This is a genomic window from Hymenobacter fodinae, from assembly GCF_004745825.1.
GTDB classification, from domain to species: Bacteria; Bacteroidota; Bacteroidia; order Cytophagales; family Hymenobacteraceae; genus Hymenobacter; species Hymenobacter fodinae.
This window is the reverse complement of sequence record NZ_SRLA01000004.1, coordinates 372,101-392,969: the sequence shown is the minus strand read 5'-3', so window position 1 is coordinate 392,969 and position 20,869 is coordinate 372,101. Positions and strand designations below refer to the sequence as shown.

The following is a 20,869-nucleotide window of genomic DNA, read 5'->3' as shown; positions in this document are numbered from 1 at the left end:
AAATAATCAGCAGTTGTTTGGATTTGGGAAATTTATATTAGCATTATTTAACTATTTATTATTAAATAAAAATAAGATGCCGCCTACACTGGGATGCATCCAGAGTAAGCGGCATCTTATAGCACTTTACTTAGTAACTAGGTAACTAAGGGAAGAGGGTTATTTTACGTCGATCTGCAGGCCTACGTATATCAAGCGACCAATATTAGGTCCGCCATATACCTGAATGTTGTTAGCATCTAACAGATTAGAAGCGCCGGCTTGCAAGGTGCTAGACAACGTAGGAAAGGTATAGCCCACAAAAGCGTCAACGGCACAATAGTTGGCTAACTGGCCTACGGCGAAAGGCATACCGTATTCGTGGCCTTGTGCCCAACGGTAGTTTACCGAATAGCTCAGATGAGTGAGGGCGGTACCGCTTGCACTCACATTGTACTTGTGCTTAGGCGTGTTGAAATAAGTCTGGAAAGCCTGATCCTGCACTTCGCTGCGGTCGAGGATGTTAAGCGAGTAATTAGCGGCCAGATTAAGCGCGGGCGCTACAGAGTACGTTACCCCAATAGCTCCACCCTTCGTGCGCACTTCCTGGGCTGCATTCGTCCAGACCTGTAGCACGCGGGTCTCGCCCGACTGGAACTGCGTGGGCGTACCGGCTTGAAGCTGGGCCACTGTAGGCCGCGAGCCATTTGCGTTGCCGATAAAGGTGGTAGCACCAATAAAGTCGTTGTAGTAGCTCTGGTAGTAGTTCACGTCCAGGGCAAGCTTGTCGCTAAGGGCCGCTTTATAGCCTACCTCAAACGTGCTCAGGCGTTCCAATTGCAGCGGGGCAATGTTGGCCTCAAATGAAGCAAGGTCGGCGCCCACAGTGCCGAAGCGCTGGCCCTGAGCATTGAGCAGACGGTAACCCTGGAAACCATTATCAACGTTGCCGAGCAGCAAGGCACGGCCCACATCAAGACGGATGTACTGGTCGAGTTGGGTAGGCGAACGGAAAGCCCGCCCGAAGCTGGCGCGCAGGTTGTGCTGCTTGTTGTCGCCGGCTGAATACACTACCGAAGCCCGTGGAGAGAAGGCAGCGTCAAAATTCTTGAAGGCATCAATTCGGCCAGCCAGGGCCAGCTTAAGGCGTTCATCCAGAAATTTCTTGGTGAACTGAGCATAGCCACCTGTTTCGTGGTTCTGAATACGCTTGTGGTCGTCGGAGTAGATATTGCCATTAGAGCCCAAGCGGAACTTACGGTAAGCGGCCCCCACAATCAGGTCGGCGGTAGTGCCTAGCTTGAAGTTGTATTGCGCATTGCCCTCGTTCAGCAAAGAACTGGGGTTGAGGCGGGCTCCGCGGCCCGGGGTTGCATCCTGAATGATCTGGCTGCGCAACTGTTGAAACCGCGCGCTGTTGGGGTCTAGCTGTAGTTGGTCGGCTTTGGCTTTAGCCGCGCCCTGCGCTTGCTCTGCACTAGCCCCCGCATTGCGCGCTGCAGTGTAAGCGCCGTTGTAAGTACCAAAATACTGGTCTACGTAGCGCGTAGCGGCACCATCAGCCACTGGTGAGGTCTGAATAAAGGCCCCTAAAAAGCCTAAGTCGTAGCTACGGTTGCCAAAGTCTTGAATGGACTGTCCGCGTAAAAACCACCGCTCGCCTTTTATCTCGCCGTGGTACTGGTTGGTGCCCAAGTCGCGCAGCCGGTAGCGGCTGGAACTCTGGTAGCTAGCCGTGCCCCGGTTAATGTTGGCCCCTACGGTCATCTTCACGCTGCTGGTAACTAGGTAAGATAAGGAGGGCTGCACCTTCCAGGCCTTTGCCTTATGGTCGTCGCCCACCAGCGTGGTTTCGGTAAAGCCTGGCATAAATACACTCTTACCGTAAAGTTCCGGATTTACAGTGTAGGCTGGGGTAGTGGTAGTAGCGGCCCGGTTTTGGGCGGGGCTATAAGTATTTTTTACGTCGCCGTAGCGGTTCACGGCATCGAAGCCCAGGGCAGAACCTTCGGGGTTATTATCGCGCTCCACGGCTGTGCTGGTGGCGGCGTAGTTCGTAGCCAACCAGTCGTTGGCTGTCAGGTAAGCGCCTGTGATTTTTATGGCGAGCTTATCCGTTAGCTTTTTGGCGTAGCGCAGTTGGCCTTCTCCAAAACTCCGCTCACCACCGCGCACTCGGGCGCTCAAGCCCTCGCTCACGAAAGGGTCCTTGGAGTTTAAGAGTAGTACCCCGTTAAAGGCATTAGCTCCGTATAGAGCGGAGGCTGGCCCGTGAATAATTTCAATGCTCTCAATATCGAGCTCTGGTAGGCCAGTAATGTTGCCAGCGTTAATGTTAAGCGAAGGCGACTGGGTGTCGAAGTAGTCGGTTAGCTGAATCAGGCGCTCAGATTTTGCGGAGTTAAAACCGCGGGTGCTCAAGGAGTTCATCAGCATGCTGGTGCTGTTCACATCGATGCCCTTGAAGTGATTGAGTCCGACCTGAACATCGGGGGGAGGCATGCGCAGTACCTGCTGGGAGGTTACTTTCTCTACCGTAACGGGGGCTTGTAAAATGCCTTCTTCTACGCGAGACGCAGAGGCAATTACCTCGTTTGTCAGCGTAGAATTAATCTTGAGCTGAACTAGTACTGCGTTATCGGGCTTGGACAAGGTTACTTCCCGGCTTTCGTAGCCTACAAAAGAGACTGAAAGCACAACAGGGGCCTCGCCAAAATCAGCACGCAGGGTAAACTTACCCTCCCGATCGGTGCTGGTGCCAATAAATGTGCCCCGGATAAAGATAGTAGCGCCCGGTACCGGCTCGCCTGCAGTATTCTGAATGGTGCCGCTGATAAGAGCTGCTTCCTGAGCCCAAGCAGGCAAAACGCTCAGGAACAAGAGCAATAAAAAAAGAGAGTGAAAACGGTAGAGTTTTCTCATACTGGAAAAATTACAAAAAATTACAACGGGGTGTGTTTAGAAGAAAAGGTCACAAATGTAATGACAACACAGTAGATATTATATGCAGTATCATATATCTCCATCATATTTCTACTGATATTTTATTGCATTATGCCAATAATAAGTTTAGTTAAGTTGGATACCAGAGAAAAGTGATTAGTAGACATCGTTCACAATGGAACGCTTAATATCTAATTCCGGGGTCACCGTACAAAGTCGGGCAGTCACCTTCTCCTAAGCAATACTCACCCAGCCAAAAACGAGTTTTGGCCGCAGTTATACTTATAGGTTTTGAAGTAGTGACAATAGGAGTTTTAGTAGTAGTATAGTTAGGGGGCGTCGAATTGAATAGTTCCGGGGTTGTGTCGTGCGTGTTAGTTACTGAAAGACTCCGGTGTGAACGCCGTACAGGGCCTCGATATACTTTTGCCAATTGGTACATATCCGCTAGCATATAGAATTGACGTTATTTCAGTATTACTCCGAAAAATCCAAAGGAAAGGAACGCCTGCTAGCTAGGTCAGATTTTACGACTAAACACAGGTAGAACCAGACAGACTCGGAACTTTTCTCGTTTAATCGAAGCCGCTATAATCTTCTACTTTCGTTAAGGCGATCTTTGCCTTTCTTATTCGACCTCTTGTATGTCCGCACCTGTCTTACCCTCATCTGGCCCAGAAAATGAACCTCTCACTGTAGTTGGCGGCGGTTTAGTCGGCTCGTTACTGGCCCTGTACTTGGCCCGGCAGGGACATTCTGTGGAAGTATTTGAGCGGCGGGCCGACCCACGAAAAGGCGAAAACCAAGAAGGCAGATCCATCAACCTGGCCCTATCTGACCGGGGGTGGCGGGCTTTACAAGGAATTGGAGTAGAAGAGGCAGTGCGCGAAGTGGCCATTCCGCTTTACCGCCGCGTAATGCACGACCAGCGCCGTCAGCTAACCATGCAGCCCTATGGTAAAGAAGGACAGGCCATTTATTCAGTTTCGCGGGCTGGCCTCAACCAGCGCTTGTTGGATCTAGTAGATGAGGAGCCGCGGGTGCAGGTGCATTTCAATCAGCAGTGCCGCCGCGTAGACCTGCGGAACCGTACCCTCGAAATGTTTGATACTGCCGCGGCCAGCACACGCGTATGGCCCTACCGCCACTTGTTCGGAACGGATGGCGCCTACTCGGCTGTGCGCGCTGCCATGCAGAAAACCGACCGCTTCAACTACTCCCAGCAGTATCTCAACTACGGGTACAAAGAACTAACCATTGCGGCCGGTCCTGACAATAGTTGGGTAATTGAGAAAAACGCGCTGCACATCTGGCCTAGGGGGCAGTACATGATGATTGCGCTGCCTAACCTAGATGGCTCGTTTAATTGCACGTTATTTTTCCCCTACGAAGGAGATGTTTCCTTTGAAACGCTCCAGACGCCAGCGCAAGTACGCTGCTTCTTTGAAGAAGTATTCCCGGATGCGGTGCCCCTCATGCCGGAGCTAGAGCAGGAGTTCTTTGAAAACCCTACCAGTTCATTGGTGACCGTTCGGTGCTATCCATGGTCGGTGGCTGACGAGGTGCTACTACTCGGGGATGCTTCGCACGCTATTGTGCCTTTTTACGGACAAGGTATGAACGCCGGGTTTGAAGACTGCACCATTTTGCAGGGACTTATGGCCCAATACGGCCACGATTGGCTCACGATTTTCCAGCAATTTCAGCAGCAGCGCAAGCCTAACGCCGATGCCATGGCCGACCTGGCTGTGTATAACTTTGAGGAGATGCGTGACCGAGTGGCAGACCCCCGCTTTTTGCTGCAGAAAAAGATAGAAAGCAAGATTTCGGCGCAGTATCCGCAGCAGTGGTTGCCGTTGTACTCCCAAGTAACCTTTTCGCATCAGCCCTATGCAGAAGCCTGGGCCAGTGGGCAAGAGCAAGAACGGATTATGCAGCGCATTATGCCCCACATCAAGTCAGAGGCCGACTTCGATCAACCGGCAGTCCAAGCCCTGATTGCACAGGAATTAGCCCGGCGCCAGTAGGCCAGGTAGTAGAAAGGTAATAGATACAATAGTGGTTCATCGGTCTTGGCCTACATACAAGGCAAAACGCTTTTGCTTGTTGATTGCGGGTACCTAATAGGTTCAGAACATTCAGGAACTGTATAAAGCCCAGGAATTAGTCTACTAAATTGAAAAAGTATCAAACCGGCAGAACGGTGTTACTACATCAAATTGTGGGTTATCGAGCTGCTAAGCATGTTTTTATACAAGATTTTGCAAAAGGGCAGTAGGTATATATTGGCATTTCACTTATCCCAAATGGGGAAGCTTGGCGCTTTCCATTTTCTACCCTAGTTTAGGGGTTGTTAAGAGGTTGAAATTTCCGGCTGAACGTCGTTTTTTGCCGTGTGAATGTCCTATTTCACTTGCCTAATATCAGGCGGTGCGTACTGTTTTTCTAGCTCTTGAATTTACATTCTATGGCTGCTCCCGTCTTGACTTGTGCCATCATTGATGATGAAGAAATCAATCGGCTGACGCTGGAACATTATATTTCTCTGACCGATTCTCTGCAACTAGTTGTATCACTAGATGATGCGTTGCAAGGGCTCAGCTATTTTCGGGCTGGCAACCGCGTAGATGTGTTGTTTCTGGATGTGCAGATGCCACAGCTTAGTGGCCTAGACATGCTGCGCGTATTGCCCGACCCCCCCATTGTTATTCTTACTACGGCCCATGAAGATTTTGCCGTGGATGCGTTTGACCTGCGGGTCACGGATTACTTGGTAAAACCCTTCGACTATGCCCGTTTCAGTCGGGCAGTACAGCGGGCACTGCAACAGCATACGGCCCCAGTAGCCGTAGCCGCTGCCCCTGCGGCTCCCGTTGCCCCACCGGACAACGACCTGTTCGTGAAGGTGAACAACAAGATGGTGCGTATCAATTTTGATGATGTGATATACATCGAAGCCTTGTCAGACTATGTGGTTATTGTAACGGAGAAGCAGAAGTACATTGTGTACACCACGATGAAGGCGCTGGATGCTCGTCTGCCCTTCGACCACTTTGTGCGGGTGCACCGCTCCTACATTCTGAATATGCGCCGAATTGAAGCCATTGAAGATGGCGCCGCAGTGGTGCCTGGCGGCCACCACGTACCCATCGGCAAATCATATCAGGAGGCCTTCTTTCGTAAGCTTAACCGCATCTAGGCCTCTCAGCATTTACCCATAAAAAAAGGGTCCCGCATCTACTGATGCGGGACCCTTTTTTTATGGGTAAATGCTCCTTACGTTACCGTTACAGGCAGCGCCTGCACTACTTCTTCTAGCATAGTCCGCAGGCGGCTCGAGGCAGCTTGCAGCTGGCTGGGGTCGGGAGAGGGGCTACCTTCAGGGGCGGGGCGGGAAAGAGGCTCCAAGAGGGCTACATCAGCTTGAGCCGCGTGAATATTGAGCAGCTGAATGGATGGCCGCAGCTTATGCACAATTTCGCCCACCGTAGGCCAGTCGTTAGCGGCGGCAGCTTCCTGCATTCGCTCAAGCGCCGGTGGGGTGTGCGTCCGGAAGGAAGCTAAGATCTTATCCATGAAAATGGTGCTGCCGTGAGCAGTTTCGCGCAGGCGGTGCAGATCAAAAAGCGCAGATTCGGGCGCTGATTCTACTGGGGCATGAGTAGGCTGTGCCGGCAAGGGTGTCACGGGTGCAGCGGCCGGAAGCGGCTGAGCTTCGAGAACAGCTACGCGCTCAGGACGCAGGTTGGCTTCGATCTTCCGGAACAGGTCGTCTTCCTCAAATGGCTTCGACAAGTAATCGAGGCCCGCCTTGCGGTAGATTTCATCGTCGCTGCGCATCACGTTGGCCGTCAGGGCAATTACGGGGGAGTTGGCCCGTAACGGGTCGGGGTGCTGGCGCAGCCGGTGGGTCACGTCTAGGCCACTCATTCCCGGCATCTGAATGTCCATAAGCACTACATCATACAAGCGCGCTTCCAGTTGCTCTAGCGCTTCTATTCCGTCGGAGGCAATGTGGGTTTCCACGTTCCAGCTTTCCAGAATAAGTTGCACCAGCTGTTGGTTTACGGGGTGATCTTCTACCAACAAAATGCGCGTACCACGGAGGTTATCGTAATTGAGCGGCGCCAAGGGCGCGGGTGCGGGCAGGGCCTGTCCGGCTTTGGGCAGCGTGAGCGAGAAGAAGAACGTGCTGCCCTGGCCTAGCTGGCTGGTAACCCACAAGCGGCCTCCCAATTGCTCTATCAGCCGCCGGCTAATGGTAAGCCCTAGGCCAGTACCGCCAAACCGCCGCGAAATATCGGCGTAGGCCTGGGAGAAGCTCTCGAAGATGGTCTCCAGCTTCTCCGGGGCAATGCCAATTCCACTGTCCTTTACCCGGAATTCCAGGGTCAGGGCCGTGGCGGTGTCTTCCAGCACCTCGGCGGCTAGCTCCACCTGCCCGTGGGTGGTAAATTTGATGGCGTTAGACAGTAGGTTGAGTACAATCTGGTTGATTCGGCCCGGGTCGCCGATAACTACAGGATCATGGAGCTGAGGCAGGGCAAATACGAAGTCGATTCCCTTCTCTTCGGCCCGGAAAGCCAGGCTTTGGGTGGCTTCCCAAATTGATTTCTGAATATCAAAAGGCACCTGCTCCAACTCCAGCTTACCCGACTCAATCTTGGCTACATCGAGCACATCGTTGATAACCGTGAGCAAGTGGCGGCCTGAGTTACGCAAAATCCGCAGGTGCTCTTGCTGCACGGCGTCAAGTTGCGTTTTAGCCAGCAAGCCCGCCATGCCCAGAATACCATTAATAGGCGTTCTGATTTCGTGACTCATGTTGGCCAAGAAGTTCTCCTTGGCTTGGGCCGTATTTTCGGCGGCTTCCTTGGCCCGGCGCAATTCCTGCTCGGCCAGAAGTCGTTCCGTTATTTCCTGGCCGTAGGCAATTACGTAGGGAGTTTCTCCCTCCTCATCTACCCGGTAGTTATCGTAGATGAGGTGGTGGGGGCGGCCATCGGGGCCCCTGAGCGTTAGAAGGCCGGTAGCTTCTTGCTGCTGCGCTACCAGTTGCAAGTACTCATTTAGCTGCCGGTGGAGCTCTGGGGCCAGCACGTGGTGCAAGGTGCGGCCCACTAGTCGCTCGGGAGTGACGCCTACTAGCTGAGCGGCGGCAGGGTTCACGTAAAGCAGCTCGCCGTTCAGATTATGGGTACAAATAAGCGCCTGCGAGTAATGCATCAGGTCGCGGTACTGCTTGGTGCTGCGCTCTAAAGTGCTACGAGCGGCCTTCATCTCGGTGATGTCGGTGCTTACGCCCAGCACGTTCAAACTACCATCGGCGCGGTGCAGGGGGCGTACTACCGTCTGGAACCACCTCACGTTGCCATCAATCTGAGTAAAGGAGCTTTCGTACGACATTTCTTCCCGGGTGCGGATCACTTGTTCAATGATGCCATAATGCCGCCGAGCTTCGGCTGCTACCGGACTAGAAGGGTCGCTACGATCTACGGAACGGTGGTTGCCGGCGGCTCTTAGCTCCCGGAACGCCTGGTTATCAAACTGGATGGTGCCATCTTCACTGGCTACCCAGATAATGCTGGGAGTCGTGTCTACTACCTGCCGCACAAACTCCTGCTGTTCTTGCAGGCGGGCCTCACTGCGGCGGAGCTCTTCTTCAGCCTTATGGCGTTCCGTAATATCAATACCGTACCCAATAACCAGCCGCAACTCATTATCGGGCCCAAATACGGGCTGCATGTGCCGTAAGGCCAAGCGCGGGCCATTTTCGCCTTGCACAGTTTCTTCCCAGGCCAGTACCCCTTGCTGCTGCACGGCTTTTTGAAAAAGCGCCCGGCGCTTTTGTGCAGTAGTAGGGGGGCGGTGAGTATGAGCTGCGTACTCAAAGTCGTCGTGCCCGATGATCCACTGGCGCAGGGCTGGATCTTGGATAGCAGCGGGATTTACGAAGCGGTACCGGTGCTCAGCGTCGAAGACGGCTACATCGGCAGGCAGTTTATTGAGTATAGTCTCGTAAAACTCACGCTGTTCTGCCAGCTTCTGCTCTGCCTCCTTCAGGCTCGAGATGTCGGCGAAGTACAGGTTTACGTACTGGTCTTCTACGAAGGGCGCAATGGCTACCTGTTGGCATTTGCCGGCAAAGTGAACCTCTGCCTGCGTGTACGTGCTGTCGGTGAGGGCTCTAGCCACGGCCCGCCGCAGGGTTGGTGAAAAGTCTGGGTCCTGCCAGGGGGTGTTGTACTCGCGCCGCATCTCGTCGGCAGCGGGGTTGGCGTATAGCAGGTGCCCTTCGGCGTGAATACGCAGCACTGGGTTGGGGTTCTGACCCGGAATTCGGGAGAGCGAGTTCATATACTCCTCCGTGCGGCGGGCCTGGGTAACATCTCGGAAGGAGAGCAGGTAGCCATTGGGCAGCAACTCCTCCTGCCCACTCAGGGGGATGTAATCAAACTCCAGCACGCTACCATCGGCCAGCCGCAGGGCTTCCCCTAATACCCGCTGCCCATCAGCCCGCAAAGAAGCCAGGCGAGCGGCCGCTTCGGCGGGCTCAGCGCACCGCGTTTCCATCTCGGCTAGCAGCGGCTGAACAGGCTGGTCCTGAAACTCAACGGCATCCTGCTCAATCTCAAATACGTCGCACAGCTCCTGATTTACCAAGGCCACGGAACCGTTCCGGCGCACTGCTAGCACCGCAATCCGCAGGTTTTGCGTGAACCGGGCAATACCACTGGTCATACGCTGGGCCACGCGCTGCGATACGGCAAGCTGCCGCTTTAAGTCGTAAGCCTGCTGCTCGGCAGCTTGGCGGGCCTGTCGTTCCTGCTCTAGCTGCTCCGTAAGTGAGAGACTATCCTGATTGCTGTGTGGGTGTTGCATAGAAACAAGAATTCTACCGCCGAGTCTGCTAGCTTCTTTTTGCCAATAAATGCCTCAGTAGCAGTAGCGCACTACTTAGCGTAGTGCGACCAACGAATAGCACCATTGCAAGCAGAAAGATACAAATTAGCGGGGCTTAACCAGCGGCCAAGCCGGCCCCCAAGCCTAGCACAAGCCCCAGCCCGAGGCCTAGGCCTGCCCATACTTGCGCAACGGTATGAGCATTGAGCGCCAACCGGGCGCTGAGCACGGCACCGGCTACCAGCACAGCACCCACCAGCCACCACAAGGCGCTAGGCCTGTCTGGGCTACTCAAGTGCAACAGTACTGACAGGCCTAGCGCCCCACCCACGCCTACGCCGTGCGCCGATATTTTCCAGCGCAGGGTAATGAGAAAAGTGAGGCCCACGGCCAGCGCCATGCCTACCATTAGTTGCCCTAGCAATGGGTCGAAGAACTGTGGTCGGTTGAGCAGCACTGCCGCAATGGTAAAGCTGCTGGTAGCCAGCAGCAAGGGCCAGGCCCGCTGCCGCCGCACACTCATTTCCAGGGAGTCGAGTAGTCCGAAGCGCAGGAGCACCACTGAGCTGATTGTAGGCAGCACAAACGTGAACAGCAGCACCGTGGCCAGCACAAACCAGCGCTCGGGCAACAGGGGACGCAGCACCAAGCCGGGTAGCTGGTAGCACACAATGTAGTACAAATAAGACGGCACCAGCAGCGGATGAAATACCACCGACAGCGCCATGGCTAGCCCACGCGACACCCGGTAACTGAAAAAATGCGAAAGGCGAAGATAGAGCAAATGCAGCCTAGCACCTCCGTACTTGCGGTAAGTGGCCTAGGCCACTGGGTATGCAATCAAGTGGGCTAAAAACAAAACCTCCTGCCGCAAATACGCACGGCAGGAGGTTATGGATTGTTTGGTTAGCAGCTAGAGAGACTGGCCTAGAGCTCTTTGCGCAGGCGGGCTACCGGAATGTTTAGCTGCTCACGGTACTTGGCCACGGTGCGGCGGGCAATGTTGTAACCGCGGGCGTTGAGCATCTTCTCCAGCTTGTCGTCGGAGAGGGGGCGGTCTTTCTTCTCGCCCTCGATGATTTCCTTCAGGATGTGCTTCACCTCGCGGCTGCTGGCATCCTCGCCCGAGTCGGTGGCAATGCCCTCGGAGAAGAAGTACTTCAGCGGATAAATACCGAACTCCGTCTGCACCGATTTCGAGTTAGCCACCCGGCTCACCGTCGAAATATCCATCCCGATTTCGGTAGCAATGTCCTTCAGAATCATGGGGCGCAGCTTGCTCTCGTCGCCGTCCTGGAAGAAGTCACGCTGGTAGCGCACGATGGCGTCCATGGTGCGCAGTAGGGTGTTTTGGCGCTGCCGGATGGCGTCAATGAACCAGCGGGCCGAGTCGAGCTTCTGCTTCACGAAGGTCACGGCCTCCTTCATCTTCTTGTCCTTCTTCGAAGCCTTGTCGTAGGCCTGAAACATCTCAGTATAGGCCGGCGACACGCGCAAATCGGGGGCGTTGCGCGAGTTCAAGGTCAGGTTGAACTGCCCGTTATCGTGGGTCAGAATGAAGTCGGGAATGATGTACTGTACCTTGCCCATACCTACCGGGCCAGTGCCGCCCGGCTTGGGGTTGAGCTTCAGAATCAAGGCAATGGCCTCCTTGATTTCTTCGTCCTCCAAGTCCAGACGCTGTTGAATGCGCTGGTAGTGCTTCTTGGTAAACTCATCAAACGTCTCGTTCAGGATGCGCTCGGCGTGTTCGGTAATATCATCCTGAGGGCGGCGCTCTAGTTGCAGCAATAAGCACTCCTGCAGGTCGCGGGCGCCAATGCCAGCCGGGTCAAACGACTGGACTACGTGCAGCACAGCCTCAATTTCGGGCACCGTGGCCTCAATGTTCTGCGAGAAAGCTAGGTCGTTAGCAATGGCCGACAGGTCGCGGCGGATGTAACCGTCGCCGTCGATGGAGCCGATAAGCTGGCGGCCGATGGCTTCCTGCTTTTCATCGAGGTTGGCAAAGCCCAGCTGGTCGATCAGGTTGTCGATCAGCGAGCCGCTGGTATCGGCCAGGGGCATTTCCCGGTCGTCCTCGTCCTCGCCGGGGCCGTCACCTTGCATTTTGTAGCCGGCTATTTCGTCGTCGTTGAGGTAGTCGCTCAGGTCGAGGTCTTCCTCCGACGATGAGTCTTTCAGGTCGGCGGGCTCCTCGTCTTTGGCGGGGAGTTCTATTTCAGGCTGCTCTTCGCCCTGCTCGTCGCGGAAGTCCTCGTCGAGCGTGTTGTCGTCGTTATCAAATTCCGAGTCGGGGTCGTCGTAGTCCTCGTCGTCGCTGTCGTCGGAGCGCTCCTCTTCCTCGTACTCCTCGTTGTCGTCGCCTTCCTCAAGGGCTGGGTTTACTTCCAGTTCTTCCTTGATGCGGGCTTCCAGCTCTGCCGTCGGAATCTGCAGCAGCTTAATAAATTGTATCTGTTGGGGCGACAGCTTCTGCGAGAGAAGCTGCTTCATGTCCAGTCGTTGCATACTCTAAAAACGCGTACGCCCCGCCGGTTGGGAAACGGGGTGGTGTGGCCAAATATAGCCCTTTCTGTACTTGAGTTAGGCCGAAAATGTTGGGACAAGGCTTCCCGTTTTGACTACGCTTAGCCTAGTGTTGAGGTTGGCCGCAACGACATAGGCCAGTAGCTGAAGGCGACCGGAAGTGGCCTAGGCCACCCTGCTGGCACGCCCGAAGCAGAAGACGCGCAAGAAAGGGCAATTTTCGGCCTGCAAATCGTTTACCTTTGCTCTTACCAAAGTTTTAACCCTGAGAACACAGAGTCCCGATGTCCGACCTTAGAAGATCCAGCGTGCAGGAGTTGCTGAGCAGCACTGAGCTGGACCGCGAAGTGCTGGTACGCGGCTGGGTGCGCACCCGCCGCGGCAACAAATACGTGCAGTTTATTGCCGTGAACGACGGCTCCGGCTTTAATTCCATTCAGGTGGTAGCCAATGCCGAGCAGTTTCCGGAGGAGAAGCTGAAGGCTGAGGGCGTAGAAAACGGCGCCGCCGTGCAAGTGCGCGGCCAGCTGGTGGCTTCGCAGGGCAAAGGGCAGTCGGTGGAGATTCAGGCTACGGAAATAACGGTGTATGGCAAGGCCGATACCGAAACCTACCCTCTGCAGAAGAAAGGCCACTCGCTGGAATTCCTGCGCGAAATTGCCCACCTGCGTCCTCGCACCAACACGTTTGGGGCGGTGCTGCGCATTCGGCACGCCATGGCCTTTGCCGTGCACCAGTTCTTCAACGACCGGGGCTTCTACTACGTGCACACGCCCATCATCACGGGGTCCGATGCCGAAGGTGCCGGCCAAATGTTCCGCGTAACTACGCTGCCCGATCAGAACCCGCCCCTCACGGAGGATAAAGCTGGCGTAGACTACAAGCAGGACTTCTTCGGCAAGCAAACCAACCTGACCGTATCGGGGCAGCTGGAAGGCGAAGTGGCGGCCATGGCGCTGGGTAAAGTGTACACCTTCGGCCCCACGTTCCGGGCTGAAAACTCCAACACTGCCCGCCACCTGGCCGAGTTCTGGATGATTGAACCCGAAGTGGCCTTCAACGACCTGCAGGACAACATGGACCTGGCCGAGGATTTCCTCCGCTACCTGGTGCGCTACGCCCTCGACAACTGCCAGGACGACCTCAAGTTCCTCAACGAGCAGTACGACAAGGAGCTACTCACACGTCTGCAGTTTGTGGTGGACAACGAGTTCCAGCGCCTGAACTACACTGAGGCAGTCGAAATCCTGAAGTCGGCGAAGCAGAAGTTTGAATTCCCCGTGGATTGGGGCACCGATCTGCAGAGCGAGCATGAGCGCTACCTCGTGGAGAAGCACTTCAAGAAGCCAGTTATCCTGACCAACTACCCCAAGGATATCAAGGCCTTCTACATGAAGCTCAACGACGACGGCAAAACTGTGCGCGCCATGGACGTGCTCTTCCCCGGCATCGGCGAAATCATCGGCGGCTCGGAGCGCGAGGAAAGCCTGGAAAAGCTCACCCAGCGCATGGCCGAAATGAATGTGCCCGAGCACGACCTGTGGTGGTACTTGGAGCTGCGCAAGTACGGCACCGCGCCCCACGCCGGCTTCGGTCTGGGCTTCGAGCGCCTCATCCTGTTCGTGACCGGCATGGCCAACATCCGCGACGTAATCCCCTTCCCCCGCTTCCCCAAGAGCGCTGAATTCTAAATCACCGATTTAGACGGATTTTTCGGATTGCACGGATTCAGTTGGTGCACTTTACAGCAACGGCCGCTTCTTATGAGGCGGCCGTTGTTTGTTGATAAACCTACACGTCATCCTGAGCGAAGCGAAGGATCTTATAATGTTTGTACGAGTCGTTAAACACTATAAGATCCTTCGCTTCGCTCAGGATGACGTGCTTTATAATATGGTTAAAGAAACTGGCCTAGCAGTAATTACGCATTTCCTTATCGTCCACAGCTACTAGCGCATCTAGGCGCAGCTCGAAGCCGTCGGCGAGGCGGAGGTATTCTACTTTGTCCTTGATGAACAGGTCTTGGATGGTGCCGTGGTAGGTGCTGGGCGGGGTATCGGGCTCGGTGCGGTAGGTGAGGGTGCAGGGCTGGCCGGTGGTGGCGCGGGCTTCGAGCTCGTCGTAGAAAGAGCAGCTGATGGGCGTGTAGGCGGGCGTAGACATAGCAGGCTTAAGTGGGTGGATAAACCTATTTACGCAGAATCGTCAGTTGAGGTGGCCTAGGCGGCTAAGCGGTGCCCATCTACGGCCACCAGCCAATCGAGGGGCAGCTCCCGGCCTTCATCCAGACACAGAAAATCGACTGTGCCGCGCCGCAATAGGCCTAGCACATTGGTGCGCACGCTAAATTCGGCGGAGGTACCGGGGGTGCGGTACACCAGCACGCAGCAATGGTCGGCGGGCAATAGCTGCTGCAGCTCGACCGATAAGCCAGAATACGGAAGCGGGTGGGAGCGGGACATAACAGGCTGACGGAATAGGAAGCGGGGGCTAACTGGATAGAAGTCAGGAAATAGAATTACGCAAAGAGGGCACAACCTGGTTTTACTTCTCTGCGTTGGCAAAGCACCCCAACCTCAACCGTACCCACCAATGCCCGAACTTGACCTCGCCCCCGCTGATGCTCTGCAGGATGGTGACATGCGCGCCTTCACGGCCCAAGGCACTGAAGTGCTCTTGATTCGCCGCGAAGGGCAGTACCTGGCGCTGGCAGCCCGCTGTCCACACTACGGGGCGCCGCTGGAGAAGGGGCGTATTGTGAATGACCAGCTGATTTGCCCCTGGCATCATACCTGTTTCCGGGTGACGGATGGGCACTTGTGCCAGCCACCGGCCCTAGACAATCTGCCCAGCTACCCCGTGCGGGTGGCCGAAGGCCGGGTGTGGGTGCAGGTGCCGAGCAAGCCAGTTGCCGCAGCGGATAGCCCCGAGAAAACTCCGACGGCCCTGGTAGGCGGCGAGGCGCCCCCACCGCACGCCGCGGCTCCTGATGCGCGGACGTTTGTGCTGGTAGGTGGCGGGGCGGCCGGCCAGTTTGCGGCGCAAACCCTGCGCACCGAAGGCTTCGGGGGCCGCATCGTGTTGGTTACGGGCCAGCAGGAGCCGCCCTACGATCGTACCAAGCTGAGCAAGAGCTACCTGGCGGGCAAAGCTGACAAAAAAGGGCTGCCATTGCGCAAGCTGGAGTTCTACGCCGAGCATCAGATTGAGCTAGTGCCAGCCCGCGTAACTAGGCTCAACCAGCATAAGCGAGAAGTGCAGCTCAGCGACAGTACTACGCTGCATTACGATGCACTGCTGCTAGCGCCCGGCAGCCAACCTAACCTCTTGCCTAAACTGCCAGGGCACGAACTGGCGGGTGTGCTGCCACTCCGAACGGCTGAAGACGCTACCGCTCTGCGGCAGGCCGCAGCTAGCGCGCAACGTGTGGTTATTATCGGGGCTAGCTTTATCGGGATGGAAGCGGCGTCTAGCTTGGCTGATGGGCAGCGGCATGTGACCGTGGTAGCCCAGGAGGCAGAACCCTTTGAGCGAATTCTGGGGCCGAAGATTGGGCGGGCCTTTCGCAATTTGCACCGCCGCCAGGGGGTGCGTTTCAAGCCCGAGGCCGCCGTAGCGGCACTGGAAGGTGAAAACGGCCGGGTGGTAGCCGTGCGGCTGGAGTCGGGGCAGCGCCTGCCCGCCGATGTGGTGGTACTGGGCGTGGGCGTGCGGCCCGCCACCGATTTTTTGGCGGAGGTGCTGGACTTGGAGAAAGATGGTGGCCTACGTGTAGATGCTCACTTGTGCGCCGCCGAGCACATCTACGCCGCGGGCGACGTAGCCCTGTTTCCGCTACCGAGTGGCCTAGGCCAGCACCGCATTGAGCACTGGCGCATGGCGCAGCAGCAAGGTGCCTGCGCCGCGCGCAACATGCTGGGCCGGCCGGAAGCCTTCACCGCCGTACCGTTTTTCTGGACCCAGCAGTACGGCAAAAGCCTGCGCTACGCCGGCCACGCCAGCAGCTGGGATGAAATTATCTTCCACGGCGACGTGCGCCGCCTCGACTTTCTGGCCCTCTACGCCCTCAACAATCGCATAGTAGCCGCTGCCGCCATGAACCGCGACGATGACATGATTTGCATTGAGGCCTTATTTCAACAAGACCGTATGCCCACGCCCACCGCGGCCCGAAAGAAAATCAACTGGAACAAACTGCTGGAACAAGCCACGCCCCTGGCCTAGAAGCGGAAGTAGATGAACGGGTTGAACGTGCTGCTGACTACATAGCTGGCACTCAGCACCAACAGCACCGCCGTGAGCAAGCCGAGGCCTACCGCCCGCCGCAGGGGTAGGGGCTCGGCAGCCAGCCAGTCCAGCTCCCAATGCTCTACCCGCGGCAGGGCGGCCAGGAAAGCGCAGGCCCCGGCCAAGCCTAGCGTAGTCCAGAATTCCGCCGATAGGTCGGGGAGGGGCCTAGGCCACTCTGGGGAGAACATGCGACCCACGTAGGCCAGGGCGGCACTCAAGCTTTCGGCCCGGAATAGCACCCAGCCTACCACAGTCACCAAGAAGGTAGGCACGATGCTCAGCGCGCCCAGCCGGCGCGAAAGGCGCAGCAGAAACAGGCGGTCCAGAACCAGGAACAGGCCGTGGTAGGCACCCCAGGCAATGAAGTTCCAGGCGGCGCCGTGCCAGAAACCCGAGAGCAGGAATACCGTCCAGAGGTTGAGGTAGAGCCGGGCGGGCTTCACGCGGTTGCCGCCCAACGGAATGTAGAGGTAGTCGCGCATCCAGCGGCCGAGCGTGATGTGCCAGCGCTGCCAGAACTCGGTGATGCTTCGCGAGATATAGGGGTTGTTGAAGTTCTCCGGAAATTGAAAGCCCATGAGGCGACCCAGCCCGATGGCCATATCGGAGTAGCCAGAAAAGTCGAAGTAGATCTGGAAGGTGTAGGCCACTGCGCCCAGCCATGCCAGCGGCGCCGATACCTCGGCCGGGGCCAGGCCGAAAATCCGGTCGGCCTCCTGGCCTAGGGCATTGGCAATGAGTACTTTCTTGGCGAGGCCCAAGCCAAACCGAAACAGGCCGGCCAGCTTCTGATCTACGGTATCGAAGGCCGTGCGGTCCTGGAGCTGCCCGGCTATTTCATGGAAGCGTACAATGGGTCCGGCAATCATCTTCGGGAAGAGCATGATGTAGAGCAGGAAGTCCCAGAAACTACGCAGGGGCTTGTTTACGCCCCGGTACACATCAATGGAGTAGGTCAGCTTCTCGAAGGTGAAAAAGGAAATGCCAATGGGCAGCACCACCTGTTGCCAGTGCAGGGCCTCGCCGCCCAGAGCCGTTTTCACTCCGCTCAGGTTCTCCAGAAAAAAGTTGGTGTACTTGAAGTAAAACAGCATGCCCACGTTGAGCACGATGCTAACCGTCAGGTAAATGCGCTTCTGCCAACCTGCCGCGGCTTCCATCAACCGGATGAGGTAGAAGTTGAGCACCACCGAGGCCAGAAACAGCGCCAGAAAGTTGAGCCCTCCCCAGGCGTAAAACAGCAGGCTGGCCACCAAGGCTACCGCGTTCTTCAAGCGCGCCGGCGCCAGCAGGTACAGCAGCAGAAAGCCGGGCAGAAAGTAGAAGAGAAACAGCGAGCTACTGAATACCATGAGGCGCGACAACGGAAGGCCCGGCGAAAATACAGGGCGGCCTTCCCGCTCCCGCAATGTGGGCGCAAAAAAGCCTCCCGACTCAGCAGTGCCAAGAGGGGAGGCTTCCGGTTAAAACATTGCAAATAAGCCTAGTGCTTGCCTTTGCCGTGCCCTTTACCATTACCGTTGCCGGGGTGGCCTACAGGCCCAGGGTAGCCAGGGTTGTTACCATATATTTTCTTGGCTTGGCCAGGGGGCAGGCCTTTGCCGCTTTGCAGGCGCTTCACTTGGCCGGGTGGCAGGTAGATTTCACGGTGACGGTTGAACTGGTCCCAGGGCTGGGAGCCGCGGTAATCAAGCACCACCGGGTGGAAGCTGCGCGGATCATAACCCGATACGTTGGCTACGCGCGTCCACTGCCCGTTTTGCTGCACAATGTAGCGCTGGGCCCGCAGGTCATAGTAGCTCTGCGTCTCGGGAATATAGTAATACTGCGTACCGGCTGGGGTGGAGGGGCCCCAGGAAGGCGGGTTTACGTTGATAGTTACCTGCGCTTGGGCCGGAGCCGAAGCCATCGACAGGGCCACACCTAGTAGGCCAGTCAGGCTGAGTTTAGTGAGCAGTTTCATATGTGTAAAAGCAAAAGGATGGGAGAACAGTAGACAGAAAACAAGAACGGGGCCAAACTGGCAAAGCAGCTTACGCACGAGCTTGCCGGAAAGGTGCGTCGCTTCGTTTACTGCCCTCCGAACGCCCGTAGTGCATCCTGACTGAAGCCTTGGTCAAATACCTTCAGGTTGTGCTCATTAAACATCACCAGTACTACATCGAAACGCAATAATTCAGCTTTGCGGTCGAGCTGGGCCACATTGGTTTCGCCGGTCAGTTGGTCGTTATGCTTACGCCAGACCACTAGCTGGTTGTAGTACCAGAAGCGCGAGTCGGGCGCAAACAGCGAATCGAGGTAGGGGTACTGCTCAATGAAATTCCACACGAAACTATCTCCCACCACCAGCAGGCGCGGGCGCCGCTGCCCGGAGCGCAGGGGCTGAAACTCCACGGTGGGGTAGGCCAGGGGGTAAGAGGCCGGAGCCCAGAGCAGATTCAGGGCCTTGGTCATGTCGCCATCGGGGTGGCGCGGGGTGGTCGTGACTTCTAGGCCAGTGCGCCGGTAGTCGGGCAGGTTGAGGTGGGCGCGTTGCTCCAGGTATGGAAAGAGGGTGTCGGCGGCCAGGGTAAGGCCGTAGCCGCTCCAGTGAATACCACCCCGCGCAAACAGCGGGTACGAACAGGTGTCCTTCCACTGCCGAAACAAGCCCCCAAAATCGAGCACGTTTACCCCGGCTTCCCGCATACTGGCGGCGTACCGGTCGTAGTTGGAGCGCAATGGGCGCTGGCCCTGGTAAGCAGCCGGGAGCAGCTCGGGGTAGATAGCGGCTTTGCTGGGCGCAATTACAAATACCAGCAGCTTGCCACGCCGGGCCAGGGTATCCTGCACCGTCTTAAACCGCTGCACATTGGCTACAACCTCTGCCATAGGCACCGTGTCGCGGCCGAGGTAACCCAAAATAGGGTCTTGCTCAAAAAGGGTCCTGTCTTTCCCCATCATTACGCCATGCGCCCGGGTCTGCCCAAAAAGGCTGTAGGCCACTTGGTTGCGCGGACGAACCAGCAGGTCGTGAAAGCCGATGCGCTCCGTGAGGTAGCGCTCCAGCGCCGGCTGGTAAGTGTTATCGCGCAGGCTCTGCCAGGTGAGGGCAGGGCGCGGGGCGGGTTCAGAGTAGCCAGCTAGTGGGCTTGTCCGGAAGATCTTGATGTTGAGCCAGGTCTGAATGGCAGGCAGCAGCAGCAAGAGCATCAGAGCACCGAACACGCGCCGCTTACCCGTCAGGAACGAGAACTTAGCCACGCCGCAAGCAATACTCAACTCTATAAACCATAGAAAGCATCGGTCAGGAATCCCCTCCGAAAAGTAGCAACTTATTTCTGCAGCAAAGAGCCTGATAGGCCTAGCACACCTCCGGTGCTAAAACAAAAAGGCCCTTCCGAAGAAGAGCCTTTTGCTAATTCAAGTAATGAACCGGCTAGTTTACCCGGCCTCTGCCACGGACGCCATTACCGCCAGAAGCCTGTTGGCTACCCTGGTTGTCGAAGCCGCCGCGGTTATCGTTGCGGTCGAATCCACCGCCCCGGTTATCATTACCGCGGTCATTGCCGCGACGGTCGTAGCCCCCGCCCCGGTTATCGTTACGGTCGTAGCCTCCCTGTGGGCCCCGGTTATCGTAGCCGCCGCGGTTGTCATTGCGGCCGCCACTGTAGTAGCCACCCCGGTCGTCGCGGTAGTTGCCACTGGCGTAGCCACCATTATTGTAAGGGCGGTTGCCGTAGTAACCACCATTGGTGTAGTAACCGCCCCGAGGAGGCACGGAGTAGTAGCCGCGGCCGGGCCAGTTAGCACCGTAATAACGGCCGGGTACCACGCCCCAGTTGTTGCAGTAAGCGCGGTGGTCGCGCAGGTAGCCCCAGGGCTGCCGACCCACATAATGAATAACTACAGGGTGGAAAAAACGCGGGTCGTAGGAGGCGTACGCGCGCGGCAGCACCGGCGAGCTAACCCACGCGCCGTACACGGGGTCGAAGAACAGATACGACTGGCTGTACAGATCGTAGTAGCCATCGATTTCGGGAATATAGTAGTACTGTACGCCCTGGGGTACCGGCGGCCCCCAGTATGGCTGGTTGATGCCCACCTGAATTTGCACCTGGGCCTGGGCTGGCTCAGTGTAAACCAGCAGGCCTAGCGCCAGCAGGAAGGCAGATTTGAGCAATAGTTTCATAATTGAAAGAGAACAGAAGGGAGATACCTATCTAACGCAAAAACAGCACCATAA

14 protein-coding genes are annotated in these 20,869 nt (G+C 56.5%); 4 read left to right on the top strand and 10 right to left on the bottom strand.

Going from position 1 to position 20,869, the window contains the following annotated elements; all coding sequences use genetic code 11:
* Positions 1 to 159 precede the first annotated feature (159 nt).
* Positions 160 to 2,901 carry a TonB-dependent receptor gene (locus EU556_RS19425; protein WP_135435797.1) on the bottom strand — a complete coding sequence of 914 codons (2,742 nt, stop codon included), beginning with the start codon at positions 2,899 to 2,901 and terminating at the stop codon, positions 160 to 162.
* A 665-nt stretch (positions 2,902 to 3,566) separates the two neighbouring features.
* Between EU556_RS19425 and EU556_RS19420 the strand changes: the two genes are divergently transcribed.
* Both EU556_RS19420 and EU556_RS19415 read left to right on the top strand, forming a co-directional pair.
* Positions 3,567 to 4,949 carry an FAD-dependent oxidoreductase gene (locus tag EU556_RS19420; protein ID WP_135435796.1) on the top strand — a complete coding sequence of 461 codons (1,383 nt, stop codon included), beginning with the start codon at positions 3,567 to 3,569 and terminating at the stop codon, positions 4,947 to 4,949.
* 440 nt (positions 4,950 to 5,389) lie between these two features.
* A complete protein-coding gene (locus EU556_RS19415; protein ID WP_135435795.1) occupies positions 5,390 to 6,121 on the top strand; it encodes a LytR/AlgR family response regulator transcription factor in 732 nt (243 codons plus the stop codon).
* Positions 6,122 to 6,198: 77 nt separating this feature from the next.
* On the opposite strand, the gene EU556_RS19410 is transcribed toward EU556_RS19415, so the two are convergent.
* From EU556_RS19410 to rpoN, 3 genes are all read right to left on the bottom strand, one after another.
* On the bottom strand, positions 6,199 to 9,804 hold the full coding sequence (locus tag EU556_RS19410) for a PAS domain-containing hybrid sensor histidine kinase/response regulator (RefSeq protein WP_135435794.1): 3,606 nt from the start codon (positions 9,802 to 9,804) through the stop codon (positions 6,199 to 6,201).
* A 136-nt stretch (positions 9,805 to 9,940) separates the two neighbouring features.
* A complete protein-coding gene (locus EU556_RS19405; protein WP_135435793.1) occupies positions 9,941 to 10,609 on the bottom strand; it encodes a hypothetical protein in 669 nt (222 codons plus the stop codon).
* A 143-nt stretch (positions 10,610 to 10,752) separates the two neighbouring features.
* Positions 10,753 to 12,336 (bottom strand): RNA polymerase factor sigma-54, encoded by a 1,584-nt coding sequence (gene rpoN, locus EU556_RS19400; RefSeq protein ID WP_135435792.1) that lies wholly within the window; start codon positions 12,334 to 12,336, stop codon positions 10,753 to 10,755.
* Between the two features lie 302 nt (positions 12,337 to 12,638).
* On the opposite strand from rpoN, the gene asnS reads away from it, so the two are divergent.
* Complete coding sequence (asnS, locus tag EU556_RS19395) at positions 12,639 to 14,045, top strand: asparagine--tRNA ligase (RefSeq protein WP_135435791.1); 1,407 nt, start codon at positions 12,639 to 12,641, stop codon at positions 14,043 to 14,045.
* A 220-nt stretch (positions 14,046 to 14,265) separates the two neighbouring features.
* On the opposite strand, the gene EU556_RS19390 is transcribed toward asnS, so the two are convergent.
* On the bottom strand, positions 14,266 to 14,517 hold the full coding sequence (locus tag EU556_RS19390) for a hypothetical protein (RefSeq protein WP_135435790.1): 252 nt from the start codon (positions 14,515 to 14,517) through the stop codon (positions 14,266 to 14,268).
* A gap of 56 nt (positions 14,518 to 14,573) precedes the next feature.
* Complete coding sequence (locus tag EU556_RS19385; RefSeq protein WP_135435789.1) at positions 14,574 to 14,816, bottom strand: hypothetical protein; 243 nt, start codon at positions 14,814 to 14,816, stop codon at positions 14,574 to 14,576.
* Between the two features lie 130 nt (positions 14,817 to 14,946).
* On the opposite strand from EU556_RS19385, the gene EU556_RS19380 reads away from it, so the two are divergent.
* Complete coding sequence (locus tag EU556_RS19380; protein ID WP_135435788.1) at positions 14,947 to 16,578, top strand: FAD-dependent oxidoreductase; 1,632 nt, start codon at positions 14,947 to 14,949, stop codon at positions 16,576 to 16,578.
* Here the strand turns inward: EU556_RS19380 and EU556_RS19375 are convergent.
* From EU556_RS19375 to EU556_RS19360, 4 genes are all read right to left on the bottom strand, one after another.
* Positions 16,575 to 17,996: an MBOAT family O-acyltransferase gene (locus EU556_RS19375; RefSeq protein WP_135435787.1), complete on the bottom strand. Its 1,422-nt coding sequence runs from the start codon at positions 17,994 to 17,996 to the stop codon at positions 16,575 to 16,577. The genes EU556_RS19380 and EU556_RS19375 overlap by 4 nt on opposite strands.
* A gap of 131 nt (positions 17,997 to 18,127) precedes the next feature.
* Positions 18,128 to 18,607: a hypothetical protein gene (locus tag EU556_RS19370; protein ID WP_135435786.1), complete on the bottom strand. Its 480-nt coding sequence runs from the start codon at positions 18,605 to 18,607 to the stop codon at positions 18,128 to 18,130.
* Between the two features lie 107 nt (positions 18,608 to 18,714).
* A complete protein-coding gene (locus EU556_RS19365; RefSeq protein ID WP_135435785.1) occupies positions 18,715 to 19,887 on the bottom strand; it encodes an alginate O-acetyltransferase AlgX-related protein in 1,173 nt (390 codons plus the stop codon).
* Between the two features lie 175 nt (positions 19,888 to 20,062).
* Positions 20,063 to 20,815 (bottom strand): hypothetical protein, encoded by a 753-nt coding sequence (locus tag EU556_RS19360; protein ID WP_135435784.1) that lies wholly within the window; start codon positions 20,813 to 20,815, stop codon positions 20,063 to 20,065.
* Between the last annotated feature and the right edge of the window lie 54 nt (positions 20,816 to 20,869).

What these genes read in the sequence shown, in the direction of transcription:
- EU556_RS19425 (WP_135435797.1), bottom strand. Translation starts at nt 2,901, where the DNA reads ATGAGAAAACTCTACCGTTTTCACTCTCTTTTTTTATTGCTCTTGTTC.
- EU556_RS19420 (WP_135435796.1), top strand. Translation starts at nt 3,567, where the DNA reads ATGTCCGCACCTGTCTTACCCTCATCTGGCCCAGAAAATGAACCTCTC.
- EU556_RS19415 (WP_135435795.1), top strand. Translation starts at nt 5,390, where the DNA reads ATGGCTGCTCCCGTCTTGACTTGTGCCATCATTGATGATGAAGAAATC.
- EU556_RS19410 (WP_135435794.1), bottom strand. Translation starts at nt 9,804, where the DNA reads ATGCAACACCCACACAGCAATCAGGATAGTCTCTCACTTACGGAGCAG.
- rpoN (WP_135435792.1), bottom strand. Translation starts at nt 12,336, where the DNA reads ATGCAACGACTGGACATGAAGCAGCTTCTCTCGCAGAAGCTGTCGCCC.
- asnS (WP_135435791.1), top strand. Translation starts at nt 12,639, where the DNA reads ATGTCCGACCTTAGAAGATCCAGCGTGCAGGAGTTGCTGAGCAGCACT.
- EU556_RS19390 (WP_135435790.1), bottom strand. Translation starts at nt 14,517, where the DNA reads ATGTCTACGCCCGCCTACACGCCCATCAGCTGCTCTTTCTACGACGAG.
- EU556_RS19385 (WP_135435789.1), bottom strand. Translation starts at nt 14,816, where the DNA reads ATGTCCCGCTCCCACCCGCTTCCGTATTCTGGCTTATCGGTCGAGCTG.
- EU556_RS19380 (WP_135435788.1), top strand. Translation starts at nt 14,947, where the DNA reads ATGCCCGAACTTGACCTCGCCCCCGCTGATGCTCTGCAGGATGGTGAC.
- EU556_RS19375 (WP_135435787.1), bottom strand. Translation starts at nt 17,996, where the DNA reads ATGGTATTCAGTAGCTCGCTGTTTCTCTTCTACTTTCTGCCCGGCTTT.
- EU556_RS19370 (WP_135435786.1), bottom strand. Translation starts at nt 18,607, where the DNA reads ATGAAACTGCTCACTAAACTCAGCCTGACTGGCCTACTAGGTGTGGCC.
- EU556_RS19360 (WP_135435784.1), bottom strand. Translation starts at nt 20,815, where the DNA reads ATGAAACTATTGCTCAAATCTGCCTTCCTGCTGGCGCTAGGCCTGCTG.